At 62.5% G+C, this 12,631-nt stretch carries 23 protein-coding genes; 9 read left to right on the top strand and 14 right to left on the bottom strand.

Features of this window, described 5'->3' with window-relative positions; translation table 11 throughout:
- Positions 1 to 93: 93 nt before the first annotated feature.
- From AC50YA_RS02020 to AC50YA_RS01990, 7 genes are all read left to right on the top strand, one after another.
- On the top strand, positions 94 to 384 hold the full coding sequence (locus AC50YA_RS02020) for a hypothetical protein (protein WP_494980706.1): 291 nt from the start codon (positions 94 to 96) through the stop codon (positions 382 to 384).
- A 1-nt stretch (position 385) separates the two neighbouring features.
- Entirely contained in the window at positions 386 to 592 is a 207-nt protein-coding gene (locus AC50YA_RS02015; RefSeq protein WP_494980705.1) for a hypothetical protein, read from the top strand.
- On the top strand, positions 589 to 723 hold the full coding sequence (locus AC50YA_RS02010) for a hypothetical protein (protein WP_494980704.1): 135 nt from the start codon (positions 589 to 591) through the stop codon (positions 721 to 723). Before AC50YA_RS02015 ends, AC50YA_RS02010 begins: the two co-directional genes overlap by 4 nt.
- On the top strand, positions 720 to 953 hold the full coding sequence (locus AC50YA_RS02005) for a hypothetical protein (protein WP_494980703.1): 234 nt from the start codon (positions 720 to 722) through the stop codon (positions 951 to 953). Before AC50YA_RS02010 ends, AC50YA_RS02005 begins: the two co-directional genes overlap by 4 nt.
- A 14-nt stretch (positions 954 to 967) precedes the next feature.
- Positions 968 to 1,111, top strand: a complete 144-nt coding sequence (locus AC50YA_RS02000) for a hypothetical protein (RefSeq protein ID WP_494980702.1) — start codon at positions 968 to 970, stop codon at positions 1,109 to 1,111.
- A gap of 11 nt (positions 1,112 to 1,122) precedes the next feature.
- Positions 1,123 to 1,860, top strand: a complete 738-nt coding sequence (locus AC50YA_RS01995) for a hypothetical protein (RefSeq protein WP_494980701.1) — start codon at positions 1,123 to 1,125, stop codon at positions 1,858 to 1,860.
- Positions 1,861 to 2,045: 185 nt separating this feature from the next.
- The gene (locus tag AC50YA_RS01990; protein WP_494980700.1) at positions 2,046 to 2,414 is read left to right on the top strand and encodes a phage terminase small subunit; all 369 of its coding nucleotides are present in this window, start codon (positions 2,046 to 2,048) and stop codon (positions 2,412 to 2,414) included.
- 524 nt (positions 2,415 to 2,938) lie between these two features.
- Here the strand turns inward: AC50YA_RS01990 and AC50YA_RS01985 are convergent.
- Positions 2,939 to 3,352, bottom strand: coding sequence for a hypothetical protein (locus AC50YA_RS01985; RefSeq protein ID WP_494980699.1), 414 nt, complete (start codon positions 3,350 to 3,352; stop codon positions 2,939 to 2,941).
- A 275-nt stretch (positions 3,353 to 3,627) separates the two neighbouring features.
- Here AC50YA_RS01985 and AC50YA_RS01980 point away from each other — a divergent pair, with 275 nt between their 5' ends.
- Positions 3,628 to 4,029, top strand: coding sequence for a type II toxin-antitoxin system RelE/ParE family toxin (locus tag AC50YA_RS01980; protein ID WP_494980698.1), 402 nt, complete (start codon positions 3,628 to 3,630; stop codon positions 4,027 to 4,029).
- Entirely contained in the window at positions 4,007 to 4,315 is a 309-nt protein-coding gene (locus AC50YA_RS01975) for a helix-turn-helix domain-containing protein (protein WP_494980697.1), read from the top strand. The genes AC50YA_RS01980 and AC50YA_RS01975 overlap by 23 nt, the downstream gene beginning before the upstream one ends.
- 136 nt (positions 4,316 to 4,451) lie before the next feature.
- Here the strand turns inward: AC50YA_RS01975 and AC50YA_RS01970 are convergent, their stop codons facing one another.
- The 13 genes from AC50YA_RS01970 to AC50YA_RS01910 all read right to left on the bottom strand — a co-directional run bounded on the left by AC50YA_RS01970 (position 4,452) and on the right by AC50YA_RS01910 (position 12,630).
- On the bottom strand, positions 4,452 to 4,862 hold the full coding sequence (locus tag AC50YA_RS01970; RefSeq protein ID WP_494980696.1) for a hypothetical protein: 411 nt from the start codon (positions 4,860 to 4,862) through the stop codon (positions 4,452 to 4,454).
- Between the two features lie 103 nt (positions 4,863 to 4,965).
- Positions 4,966 to 5,238, bottom strand: coding sequence for a hypothetical protein (locus AC50YA_RS01965; protein ID WP_494980695.1), 273 nt, complete (start codon positions 5,236 to 5,238; stop codon positions 4,966 to 4,968).
- A 77-nt stretch (positions 5,239 to 5,315) separates the two neighbouring features.
- On the bottom strand, positions 5,316 to 5,495 hold the full coding sequence (locus AC50YA_RS01960; RefSeq protein ID WP_494980694.1) for a hypothetical protein: 180 nt from the start codon (positions 5,493 to 5,495) through the stop codon (positions 5,316 to 5,318).
- A 27-nt stretch (positions 5,496 to 5,522) separates the two neighbouring features.
- The gene (locus AC50YA_RS01955) at positions 5,523 to 6,986 is read right to left on the bottom strand and encodes a YifB family Mg chelatase-like AAA ATPase (RefSeq protein WP_494980693.1); all 1,464 of its coding nucleotides are present in this window, start codon (positions 6,984 to 6,986) and stop codon (positions 5,523 to 5,525) included.
- The gene (locus AC50YA_RS01950) at positions 6,987 to 7,343 is read right to left on the bottom strand and encodes a YraN family protein (protein ID WP_494980692.1); all 357 of its coding nucleotides are present in this window, start codon (positions 7,341 to 7,343) and stop codon (positions 6,987 to 6,989) included. It abuts the gene before it with no gap.
- A 122-nt stretch (positions 7,344 to 7,465) separates the two neighbouring features.
- Positions 7,466 to 7,792: a DUF2469 domain-containing protein gene (locus tag AC50YA_RS01945; RefSeq protein WP_160671739.1), complete on the bottom strand. Its 327-nt coding sequence runs from the start codon at positions 7,790 to 7,792 to the stop codon at positions 7,466 to 7,468.
- 78 nt (positions 7,793 to 7,870) lie between these two features.
- On the bottom strand, positions 7,871 to 8,587 hold the full coding sequence (gene rnhB / locus AC50YA_RS01940) for a ribonuclease HII (RefSeq protein ID WP_494980835.1): 717 nt from the start codon (positions 8,585 to 8,587) through the stop codon (positions 7,871 to 7,873).
- 32 nt (positions 8,588 to 8,619) lie between these two features.
- A complete protein-coding gene (lepB, locus tag AC50YA_RS01935; protein WP_494980691.1) occupies positions 8,620 to 9,507 on the bottom strand; it encodes a signal peptidase I in 888 nt (295 codons plus the stop codon).
- A complete protein-coding gene (gene lepB, locus AC50YA_RS01930) occupies positions 9,508 to 10,185 on the bottom strand; it encodes a signal peptidase I (protein WP_494980690.1) in 678 nt (225 codons plus the stop codon). It lies immediately after the preceding gene.
- Between the two features lie 84 nt (positions 10,186 to 10,269).
- Positions 10,270 to 10,629 (bottom strand): 50S ribosomal protein L19, encoded by a 360-nt coding sequence (rplS, locus tag AC50YA_RS01925; protein ID WP_056349088.1) that lies wholly within the window; start codon positions 10,627 to 10,629, stop codon positions 10,270 to 10,272.
- Positions 10,630 to 10,872: 243 nt separating this feature from the next.
- Entirely contained in the window at positions 10,873 to 11,730 is an 858-nt protein-coding gene (trmD, locus tag AC50YA_RS01920) for a tRNA (guanosine(37)-N1)-methyltransferase TrmD (protein ID WP_494980689.1), read from the bottom strand.
- The gene (gene rimM / locus AC50YA_RS01915) at positions 11,731 to 12,276 is read right to left on the bottom strand and encodes a ribosome maturation factor RimM (protein WP_494980688.1); all 546 of its coding nucleotides are present in this window, start codon (positions 12,274 to 12,276) and stop codon (positions 11,731 to 11,733) included.
- 111 nt (positions 12,277 to 12,387) lie between these two features.
- Entirely contained in the window at positions 12,388 to 12,630 is a 243-nt protein-coding gene (locus AC50YA_RS01910) for an RNA-binding protein (RefSeq protein ID WP_056349097.1), read from the bottom strand.
- Position 12,631: the final 1 nt, after the last annotated feature.

The raw sequence follows: 12,631 nt of genomic DNA, 5'->3' as shown, positions 1-12,631 counted from the left end.
TGTAACAAATGTTCCACCTGAAGCCCCGCTGACGTTCGAAGCCCCGCCGCCGGCCGCCCCAGGCCAGCCCAACCCCATCCAACGCGGGATTCCGTGGGGCGAACCCATCACGCCTACGACGACGGCAACATCATGATCATCCCCGCCGTCAACGTCCGCCCAATCGACAGGGCCCGCGCCATCCGCGCCATCCTCGCCGTCCGCCAGGCGGACCAGGTAGGGCTCACCCACGTAGCCAAGGAAGCGGCAGCGGACGCAGACCCGGAATCCGTGGCGCAACTGGTCCTGGCGCTCACCGAAATGGCTGCATCATTCCTCCGCGCCATCCCGGACGGCGACGCCCAGCTACAGCAGATCCTGCTGGCACACGCAAAGGAGAACTGACGTGGAGAACAGTCTCACACCCCGCCCCGCGTCATCATCAGCCGGCATCTATTCAGACCGGACCCTCAACGGTTGGAACGCCCCCGCTGCGGCCGCTGCCCTCTGGGAACGCGCCAAGCACCTGCAAGAGCAAGTGGACTACTGGAGGCGCCGGGCAACCTCAGCAGAGTCCCGGATGCTCGCCCACCACTGTCAGGAGAACCAATGACCCGCGCCACCAGCCAATGCTCAATGCATCCCACGCCGCAGCCAAGCATCTGCTTTACCTGCAACCAGATCAACCGCGACGGCTGGGGCTCGACCGAGCAGCAGCCCACCGAGAAGGAGAACCGCAAGTGACCATCCGCCCCACACTTTTCACTACCAAGCCGGAGTACTACGCCGACAATGTACTCCGCGCTTCCAAGCTCCGCGCCGCTCACGGATTCATCGCCAAGCCCGACGGCGCCACGGAACCCGCAGTCATCATCTTCAACGGCCACGGATTCCAGTACGCACTGGACGAAACGCAGGCGTACAAGGTGGCTGATTCCATCGCCACCGCCCTCGAATACCACCGCCAGAACTGACCCAGGAGACAACCGTGACTGAACAGCCAGACACCCCAGAGCCCACCGACCAGGAAGACGGGGACGCCTTTTACGAAACTATCTACGGCGGACCGCAGCCCTCCGAACTCACCACCGAAGACCAAGACCTCTACACCCAGTACTTCCCCAACAACTGAAAGGCAACACCATGCCCCGCTTCAACCCCGCCCTGATCACAATCAGCGAACTCCGCGACGTCGTAGAGTCCGCCGTTGCCTACGGCATCAAGCCCGATCCCGCCGTTGCCCACGGCATCAACATCCACGACATGATTCACCACCGAACGGCCACCAGACCAACGGCGCGCATTCTGGATCTCACCGAAAACCAGGCGGTTGAGCACACTATCAAAATCGCCCGCACGATGGCGCAGTCCATCCAAGGCAACGGCATTGTTGCAGTCGGCACGGCAGCATCACTGGTACAGGACCAGCTCAACCGCGAAGTGCTGGAAGTGCTCGCCGCCGACACGCCCCGCATCATCAAAGGCCTCCGCCCCGCCTTCGACGCCGCAGCATCACGCCTGGCCGAAGCCATAGCCGCGGGCATCACCGCCAAGTCCACCCCACAAGACGTACTCAACCTCGAAGACGCAGCAGCAGCCGTCATCTGGAATGACCTGCCCGGCCACGTCCGCACCCTCGAGGGGATCAAGAGCCTACGCGGCAAGCTCTCCACCACCCTCGGCATCGCACCGCAGACCCCCTACAGTGACGACCCGTTCACCGACTACACCGCCTGCTTCGTCCACCCGGACACCGGCATCACATCCGGGTACATCGTGGCCTACCCCAACAACAGCGCCGGCCGCAGCAACTTCACATCACCCCTCGAATCGTGGCTGAGCCTGGCGACCGCGACCAACGGCAAGATGCAGCTCAACTAGAACAGGCACACGGCGCGGGCCAGTGACAGGCTGGCCCGCGCCGTGACCACCAGCAGGAGGACCGATGACAAGGCGCGTGGGGACCTTCCCGTAAGCCGACCTCCGAATCCGGCCCGCCGGGGAGAACGAAAGCTCCTTTCCAAACCGGATGGCCTCACTCCAACCGTCCCGAAAGGACCGTTTCAATGCCAGGACCAGCAGCAAACCCGATGAAGCCGCATAGCCGCCGGCACCGCGGAACCTCGCGGACTACGGGCATGATCGAACTACCGGCTGAGGGCTGCGAATTGCCCGTGCCGACCCTTCCCAGGCCGCGCAAATGGACCCCAGAAGAGCGCAAATTATGGCGGAATCTGTGGGAATCGCCGCAGGCAACACAGTGGGATGACTCCTATATGGCTGCCGTCGCCGCTTATGTCTGCCATGCGACCGCGGTTTACTCGGGGGAAGCGGCAGCGTGGCAGGCTCAGGAGATGCGCCACCTTGGGGCCCAGCTTGGCCTCACGCCTCAAGGGATGCTTTCCCTCGGTTGGGTGATCTCTGATGGCGAGTAACCGGCGTCTTGCCCGCAAAGAATCGGCCGAACCGCCGGATCATGTCGCCAATGTTTCGCGGACACATGCCTTTGAGCATCCGGTGTTCGGGAAGGTGTGGGCCAGCATGCGCGGCAACCAGGTTACCCGTGTTCGGTGGTCCTCGACCGACTACGGCCCGAACGGATATTCACGTGCATCTAACCCGGAAGACTTCCCCGACATCCTCAAGCGCTTGGGCCTCTAAGGCGCCGCGCAGCAGGCACAACGGAGGGCACGGCATGAGTAGCCCAGGAATGCCGGAGTTTGTCCATGCCTTGAACGCGCCTAGTCTGCCCCGATCAGCAGGACGACGATGACCCGTTCGAATGACCACACCCGGGCCGCCGCCCTCGCCCCGGCCCCCTGGAATTTCCCCGCCGGGGAAGGTGATTATGTTGTGTACGCTTGCCGGGATCTGAAGCACGGCCCTACCCGGGTGCGGGCATACCCTCAAGGGGACCCAATTGCGGACCACCGGGGAGCAAAACGCGTACCGCCGCGAATTAGGGCTTTTGTGTGGAGGCGTTCAGTTCGGCGCCCGCGGTCTTCTTGATCAGGTCAGTCCAAGTTGTATGAACCATCCAAGACTTCGTGTCCATGAAATGCAGGGTCCATGACAGGACCTGCTTCACCGAACGGAGATCCGCCGTGCCCAGGGCATAGGTTGTGCCCTCCGGGTCAGGATCACAGGCGCCGTGGTACACGTGCCAAGGCACACGGTCAGGCATCCGAAGGATGTCGTTGAAAGACACAGCCTTCGGGGTAGTCGGGTCTGGTTGGTTCTCAGCATCCCAATCAGCCTGAGCCGCCTGCGCCCGGTTCACCGTTGGCATGTCAACCACGACATAGCCATCGAAGTCGGCTACCTCCTGACCGCACACATCGCAATCCCACACAAGCTCACGCGTCTCTGACATAGCAGGGCTCCTCCCCATAGATGTGGCTCAACCATAAGCCCATCCTTGGACTCCAGCGCGAGCGACACCAAAGGCAGGTGGGCACCCAATCCATAGGCACGCACTAAGCACCACCGAGGGTGAGCACCCTCGCAGTTCAGAGCAACCTGAAATGTCATCCACCCAACGACTACGGCAAGCACTCCGAAGCTCTCAAAGCAGTGCTATAGACTCAGGCAACAGGCCGGAAAACTGCCGATGTCGCTTAGTTGATCGAGGGGGATACAACCTAGGACTTGTACAAGTTCTGGGTTGTTGTTATCGTAAATATGTCTTGGAACGTAGATCTGGAGAAGATCCAGGAATGGTTGGACGGGTTGGATGAAGACTCTTACTCTGCGGTCGTCGCAGCGTTAGAAATCCTCGAAGACAAGGGTCCGAATCTTGGGCGCCCTCTGGTTGATATTATCCAGCACTCGGATCACAGCAACATGAAGGAACTCCGACCTGGCACTAAGGGTCGGGGAGCGATCCGCATATTGTTTGCATTTGACCCGGAGCGGCGAGCGATAATGCTCGTGGCTGGGGACAAGGAAAATAAGTGGAAATCTTGGTACAAGAAGTTCATTCCTGTAGCAGACAATTTGTGGACAGAACATCTGGGGAGGATCAAAAATGACACCCGTATCTCTAAGTGATCAACTCAAGCGCCGCCCTGCCAATCGAGTCGCAGTCGACGCGCTGAAGGCAGAGATGCTGCGTGAGGTTGAAGCCTATCGCCTGGCTGACCTCCGTAAAGAGTTGAACGTTAGCCAAAAAACCGTGGCGCAGCTTGCCCATATTAGCCAAAACCGCGTGTCTCAAATTGAACGTGGCGATATCGAGCACACGCAGCTAGACACGATTCAAAAGTACGTTGAGGCGCTCGGAGGCACGATCGAGATTCGTGCCAAAATCGCCAACGAGAGCTACATACTCACGTAGCGTCGATTTGCTCGAAACCCCCGCCAGCGGTGTGCTGGCGGGGGTTTTTGTTTGGCGCCCTGGCAACCAGGCGGTGTGGGCAACGCTACTAGCGGGCGGGAAACAGCACGGGCGTGCTAAATAGTTCTTCGTGGGATTACGGCACGGTCTCGGCTGAGACGGGAACGGATGCAGCCTTCAAGGACAGTTTCTTGACAATCCCGATGATGAGAGCCGGAATGCTCGTAACGACGGCAAGCAATGCAATCATCATCAGCGGGGGAAACTGCAACGCAGCGTAGACAAAAATGAGCACGAATCCCAGGGGAAATGCAATCACTGCGTAAATGAGCGGAGTGCTCCCAGGCTTGCGGCCCTGCTCCCGGTATGCAGCAAGCGCCACACACAATGACGCGGCAGCAATGACAAGCAAACTAACCACAGCGGCGATTAGCCCAGTGACGCCGCCTCTGACGCCACCAAAAACGACCATTAGGGCGAGAGCCAAAACAAGGCCGGCAGTCGCGACGAGTCCAGAAATCTTGAAAAGCTTCCCCTGATTATTCATGTCGCAACTGTAACCGCGGGCACAGACAAATTGGAGCAGGCACAGGAAAGCCCCGGACCTATGACAGGTGCCGGGGCAGTTCCTACGCGCTTAGGAAATCGGGCTACTCAGCCTCTTCCCCCATATCCTTCAGAGCCCCGGTCAGTGTGGCGATCAAGTCGCGAATTTCGGGCACGGTGAACGGCTCGTCGTTCTCGCGGTCGATGAACAAGCTCAATCCCGCGCCTGGAGTCCAGCTGCTCAGGATCTTGTAGCCCGGCCGCTCGATGACTGGCGCCGAGTAGTCGACCAGTTCGAGAGTGTCGCCGGCGAGGAACTCGTTCACGAAGTAGTTAGGCGTGAATCCGGCAGGCATCTTGTAAATGGTTGTAGTCATGGCTGAGACCAACTTTCATACTTGATTGGAAGCATCCCCCCGCGGGATGCCGTGAGCCTACCCTGACGGGCAGACAATTAGATGACGCGGATATCTTCAGGGTGGAGCTGTTCGCGGTGGTCATCCTCGAAGGTGACCCAGACGCCGCGGTTGGTGACTCGCCAGACTTTCCCGATGGGCCCGTCAACGTCGCCCGTCATGCCGATGAACTGCACACGCTTGCCGGCAAACTTGTCTTTCATCTCTTCGAGCGTCATTGCCGGTCCCCTAAATTTCAACGTCTGCTAATTACGTGTACACCGTAGCCGCAGAACCCTGTCATAGCCCCTGGCTGTCAGCACGCCACGCTCCAGTGAGTGGTCCAGGATCCGGGTGGCGCCGGCCGGCAACCGCAGAGCACCGCGCAGAATCCGTCCGGGCACCTGCGAGTTCGTTTCCATCCCCAGCGGTTGCAGCCGTTCAGCCTGCCTTCGGCGTGCGTCAAAGACCCGCCGGGCCACGGCGGCAGTGTCCTCTTCGGCGCCCGCCTGGCCGAAGTCGGCCAGCGACACGCGTTCCACCTGCAGCTGGATATCAACCCGATCCAGCAGCGGACCGGACATCCTGGCCACGTAGCGGCGCCGCATCATGGGCGTGCACGTGCAGTCCAGGCCCTTTCCCGAAGCCTTTCCACAGGGACAGGGGTTGGCGGCAAGAACCAGCTGGAACCTGGCTGGATAGGCCGCCGTTCCTGCCGAGCGGTGAATGACCAACTCCCCGCTCTCCAGGGGCTGGCGAAGGGCGTCCAGGACCCGCCGTTCGTATTCCGGGGCCTCGTCCAGGAACAGGACTCCGCGATGGGCCCGCGACGCCGCACCCGGGCGGGGCAACCCGGAGCCCCCGCCGATAATGGCGGCGGCTGTAGCCGAATGATGCGGATTTTCGAACGGCGGCCGCCGCACGAGCTGAACGGCGGAGGAAGGAAGGCCGCAGAGCGAGTGGATGGCGGTGACTTCCATGGCCTCATTGTCGGCAAGGTCCGGCAGGAGACCGGGCAGTCTTTCTGCCAGCATTGTCTTGCCCGCGCCCGGAGGGCCGGTCAGGAGCAGATGGTGGGCCCCGGCAGCGGCCACCTCGAGTGCACGCCTGGCTTCGCCCTGGCCGGAGACGTCGGCCATGTCAGGAACGGTCTGCACTCCCGGTTCGGAATCCCCGTGACAGGCCTCGTCCTCCGGTTCGAAATCAAGGGCGAGCTCCTGCGGGTCTGCACCGAAATCGAGCGCCAGCCGCGCCAGCGTGCGGTACCCCCGGACGTTGGCTCCGGGGACCAGCGAGGCTTCGCCGAGGTTGGCGTGCGCGACCACGACGTCCGGATAACCGGCCTGCACCGCCGCCATCACCGACGGCAAGATGCCGCGTACCGGCCGCAGCCGGCCATCCAGCCCGAGTTCGGCGATGAAGACGGTCCGGCCGGTGGCCTTGATGTCATTTGCGGCCCTCAGGACCGCCATGGTCACGGCAAGGTCGAAGCCGGAACCGCGTTTGGGCAGCGACGCGGGGATGAGGTTGGCTGTGATCTTTCGCCTGCTCAGCGGAATTCCGGAATTCTTGGCCGCGGAACGTATCCGCTCCTTGGCCTCGTTGAGGGCGGCATCCGGCAGCCCCAGGATCACGAAAGCCGGCAGCGTCTGGCCGATATCGGCCTCCACCTCCACGATGTACCCGTTCAAACCCACCAGCGCCACGGAGTAGGCCCGGCCCAGCGCCATCTACCCCACCCCCTTGAGGTGTTCCACCAAGGGGTCGCCGCCGCCGTCGTCCACCACGGCAATCACGTCCACGCGCCGTAGCGGCATCCGCAGCTCCCTGTCCCGGCACCACGCCGAACCGAGCCGATGCAGCCGGGCGAGCTTGTCCGGACCCACGGCTTCGAACGGATGCCCGTAGTCGAGGGAGCGGCGGGTTTTCACCTCTGCGATGACCAGCGCGTCCCCGTCCAGGGCCACAATGTCTATTTCACCTTCGGTGCAGCGCCAGTTGCGTTCCACCACCAGCATGCCTAGCGATTCAAGATAGCCGGCGGCGAGCTCCTCGCCACGCCGGCCCAACAGGTCTTTGGATTTCATTTCTACCTCCGCAACCAGCCTGCAGTGGCAGGACAGCGGAGGACAGGCGGCTATTCGCGTATGTGAGTAACCCGGGAAGAACGCCCGTTACGGCGGAGCTGTTGAGGAGAAGTGGGCCGGCGTCAGTTGCCGAGGTCAACGTCCTTCGGCAGGGCGAGTTCCTCGTTGCGGGGCAGTTCTTCGACGTTGACATCCTTGAACGTGAGGACGCGGACTGTCTTGACGAACCGTGCCGAACGGTACACGTCCCACACCCAGGCATCCTGCAGCGTCAGATCGAAGTAGACTTCGCCGTCGGCGCTTCGGGACTGCAGGTCAACATGGTTGGCGAGGTAAAAGCGTCGTTCGGTCTCGACAACGTAACTGAAGAGCCCGACCACATCGCGGTATTCACGGTAGAGCTGCAGCTCCATGTCGGTTTCATAGTTTTCAAGATCCTCTGCACTCATGCTTCCATCTTGCACCATCCAGGGCGCCGCAGTCGCAGCGTCCGCGCCGCGTGAGCCGCACACTAGTGCGGCAGGGAATCAGAGCTCGCCGCCCAGGAGGTTCCAGCTCACCCGGTGGTACGGTGTGGCTCCTGCGGCGCGGAGCGCGTCCCGGTGACTTGCCGTGGCGTAGCCCTTGTTGATGTTCCAGCCAAATTCGGGGTATTCGCTGTGCAGGCCGCGCATCTGCTGGTCTCGTTCCACCTTTGCAATCACGCTGGCCGCGGCCACGCTCAGGCACTGCATATCCGCCTTGATCTTGGTGTGGACGGGGGCAAGGCAAGCGAAATCCGTGGGTGGCGCGTCAAACAGGGAAGGCTGCCCGGCGGGCGAGAGCCAGTTATGGCTGCCATCGAGCAGCACCACATCAGGGCTGACGCCGGCCGCAAGGATGTCCTGCCACGCGCGCGTTCCGGCGAGCCGCAGCGCAGCAATGATGCCCAGCTCGTCGATTTCCCGCGCGGAGGCGTGCCCGACTGCCGACGCAACGCTCCAGCGTCGGACCAGCGGTTCCATTCGTTCCCGTTCTGCGGGGCTGAGGAGCTTGCTGTCCCGCACACCGGCCAAGGGCTTCTGGCTGTGGAGGTCAACGACGGCGATCCCGACGCTCACGGGCCCTGCCAGAGCCCCCCGGCCCACTTCGTCCACGCCGGCCAGGTAGCGGGCACCTTGCGCTTTGAAGGTCCGCTCATGCCGCAGCGTCGGCGCTTTGGAGCGGACCCCCGGCCTCTGGCGGGCGGGAGCGTTGGCCTTGATGGCCGTCGTGGCCGGAATCACTGCGGACACTGCTAGCCTCCCGCAGGCACATTCCGGAAGACGGCCGGATAGTTGTCAAGGACAGTGATCCGGTTCAGCGGCCACGCGATGACGGCGGCTTTGCCCTCGACGTCCACGAGGTCGACGAATCCGCCATTGGACTCCAGGTGCGAGCGGGAATCCGCGGAGTGGTTCCGGTTATCGCCCATGACCCAGATCTTTCCTTCCGGAACAACGACGTCGAAGGCACGGATCTGCGGTTCTTCGGCCCCGTTGACATAGGTTTCATCAATAGGGGATCCGTTGATGGTCAGTTTACCGCCGGCGTCGCAGCAGATCACCGCGTCACCGGGAAGCCCGATGACGCGTTTGACGAGGTGCTGCTCGGAGTTGTCCGGCAGGAGTCCGACAAATGTCAGGCCGTCCTGAACCCATGTGAACGGTCCATTCGGTTCATCCGGCGCGGTGCTCAGCCAGCCCTTGGTGTCACGGAAGACCACAACGTCGCCGCGTGAGAGGGAAAACGGCTCCGGAACCAACAGGTTCACGAAGATGCGGTCGTTGACGTCCAGGGTGCTGACCATGGACTCGGATGGAATATAGAACGCGCGGAACAGGAAGGTCTTGATCAGGAAGGACAGGACTACGGCGATCACCACCACCGTAGCAACCTCCTTCAGCCAGATAAAGAGCTGGCTGGGTGCGGCCGGCTCGGTACTCGGCGCCGCGGATCGCCTTCCGGAATGTGGCGCCGAAGTACTGCCATCGGCATCGCCGTCCGAGGCGTCAGAGGCCCCGCCGTCGGCAATCACGGCGGAGGCCCCTTCGGCGGAAATCGCGTTGGCGGACGCACCGTCGACGTCGGCACCGGGGGCGCCTTCGCGAGGCGGCTCGGGTGTCCGGGCATTGTTCTCGGGCATTTACTGTCCGTCCTCTGTTGTTGATCCTGCCGCTGGCGGCCGTGGTATTGCAGCAAATCTATCAAGTGGCCAGACAATCTGGACCGGTCTGCCGATGACCCGGTCTTTTGGCACCATGCCACCGCCGGGCGCACCGAGCAGGCTGCGCGAATCAGCGGACGCCGAGCGGTGGTCACCGAGCAGCCAAAGCCTCCCGTCGGGCACCACGGCACTGAAGACCTGCGTGCTTGGGCGGTCTCCGTCGAACAGGTAAGGCTCATCGAGCGCCTCGCCGTTGACGGTGATCTTTCCCTGCGTATCACAGCAGACCACGGTATCGCCCGGAAGCCCGATGACACGCTTGACGTATGTGGTGTCACTGCCGGCCAGGCCAAGCCACTGCCCGGCCGCGGCAACGGAATCCAGAAGGGGCCCCTTCCCGCTGTTCAGTGGAGCAAACGAACCCCTGCCGTCAAAGACCACAATGTCGCCCCGCCGGATGGGTTTGGTGTGGAAGTCTGTCCTGGAAACCAGGATGCGGTCCCCGTTCGCAAGGACGGGCTCCATGGATTCGGACGGAATGTAATACACATCCAGCCACAGGGAACGGACCAGCCCGCTCATAACCACGGCGAGGAGAAGTGCCAGGAACACAAAACGCCAGCCCATTCTTCTGGGCTGGCGTGTTGTCTGGTCCATGATCCGTATTCCTGGGGCGCTGTTGCGAAGGGCTCCGGCGCTGGCCTGGTACGGCTGGGGCCTGCTTTGTAGGTCCCTGGGGACTTACTTCTTGGGCTGGAAGTCGCGCTTTTCCTTGATCTTCGCAGCCTTGCCGCGCAGGTCGCGCATGTAGTACAGCTTCGCGCGGCGCACATCACCCTTGGAGACGACCTCGATCTTGTCGATGATCGGGGAGTGCACCGGGAAGGTACGCTCCACACCGACGCCGAAGGAGACCTTGCGGATGGTGAAGGTTTCGCGAAGACCGTCGCCGTGGCGGCCCAGGACGAAGCCCTGGAATACCTGGACACGGGAGTTCTTGCCTTCGATGATGTTCACGTGAACCTTGAGGGTGTCACCCGCGCGGAAGACAGGAACATCGGTGCGCAGCGAGGCTGCATCTACTGAATCGAGAATATGCATGATTGCACTCCTGGTGAACGCCACAGGTCATTCACTTTGGGTCACGGCGGGCAAGCCCGGAAGCACCGGAAATTACCGCCGAAAGTTAAGTGGGTCCGGTTCCTTCACTGATTGAAGGTCCCGGGGTGTCCAGCTGTTGGTTGCGCTCCCCCTGTGGCAGGTGCGGACCCAGCAGACACAAAGACTAATTTTGCCACACTCGCAGGCCCACAGCCAATCGCCGTAGACCGCCGCCGCGCCGGTTCAGGCTGAGGCGTCGGTTCCGTTGTCCTGGCTGGTACCGGCCTGCCGCCGCGCCCGGAGGTGACCGTCGACGACGTCGTACCCGAGGTCGCCGAAAGCCGTACGGTCGGCACGTGGCAGCTTCCCGGCGTCGAACGTTTCGAGCAGGTCCGGGCGGCGTTCCGCCGTCCGCCGGTACTGCTCGTGGCGGCGCCACTGTGCGATCTTCCCGTGGTTGCCGCTCAGCAGCACCGCAGGGACCTCACGGTCCCGCCAGCTGGAGGGTTTGGTGTACACGGGGTATTCCAGCAGCCCGTCCGAATGCGACTCCTCGACCAGGGAATCGGGGTTGCCCACCACGCCGGGCAGCAGCCTGCCGATGGCTTCGACCATGGCCAGGACGGCCACTTCGCCGCCGTTCAGCACATAGTCACCAAGGCTCATGGGGCGCACCGTGAAGTGCTCTTCCGCCCACTCGATGACACGCTCGTCGATGCCCTCATAACGGCCGCAGGCAAAAACCAGCTGATCCTCTTCGGCGAGCTCGTAGGCCAAGGCCTGGTTGAAGCGCTCCCCCGCCGGCGACGGGACGATCAGCACCGGCTTGGCGGACTTGCCCGCCGTTACTTCGTCGCCGTCCTTGGCTTCACCGTCTCCGGCGACAGCAGCCAACGCCTGTGCCCACGGCTCCGGCTTCATCACCATGCCTGCACCGCCGCCGTAGGGGGTGTCGTCCACTGAGCGGTGCTTGTCGGTGGTGAAATCACGCAGGTCATGGACGCGCAGGTCCAGCAGGCCGTCCTGGCGGGCCTTGCCGATGAGCGAGAGTTCCAGGGGCGCCAGGTACTCCGGGAAGATACTGACGACGTCGATTCTCATCTACGCGTTTTCCTCGGGTTCGCCAGGGCCGGCTTCGCCGTCGTTGACCTCAAAGAGTCCGTCCGGCGGCGTCAGGAGAACAAAGCCGTTGGCCACATTGACCTCCGGAACGATCTGCTCCACGAACGGGACAAGAATTTCCTTGCCGTCCGGAGTTTCAACCACGAGCAGGTCCTGGACGGGCAGGGTGTGCAGGGCGGCGATCTTGCCGACCACTTGCGAGCCAACCCGCGCCTCGAGCCCAACCAGTTGGTGCTCGTACCAGCCTTCGTCGTCGTCCTCGTCCAGCTCTTCGGTTTCGATGAAGAGCTTGGCGCCGCGCAGGGTCTCTGCCTGGTTGCGGGTCTCGATTCCCTCGAACGCGAGGAGCAGGATGTCTTTGTTCCACCGCGCACTCTCAACAATGAGGGCGCCGGCGGATGCAGGCTCCACCACAAATTCCGTACCGGGAACAAACCGGTCCCCCGGAGCGTCGGTCAGCACCTGGACCGTCACTTCGCCGCGGATTCCATGCGGTTTGCCGATTCGTGCCACCTGAAGCTGCATCTGTTCCTCTGTCTTTGATCGTGCCGGGATTAGGCGATGTGGTGAAAGCACTCCGGCCCCTCCACCGTTGCTGGTGGAAGGGCCGGAGAAAAAACTGATGTTGCCGAGCGCTTAGCGGCGGCGGTCGGTATCGACGACGTCGACCCTGACCGGTTCGCCGTCTGCCAGTGCTGCCACAACGGTGCGCAATGCCCGTGCGGTGCGGCCCTGGCGGCCGATCACCCGTCCCAGGTCATCCTGATGAACACGGACCTCGAGGGTGTCCCCGCGCCGGTTGTTCTTCGAGCTGACCTTGACATCTTCCGGCGAATCAACGATTCCCCGGACGAGGTGTTCGAGCGCTTCTGCCAGCAAT

The sequence above is a fragment of the Pseudarthrobacter sp. RHLT3-21 genome (genome assembly GCF_059383495.1).
The sequence above is the reverse complement of the archived record's forward strand: the minus strand, read 5'-3'. Positions and strand labels throughout refer to the sequence as shown.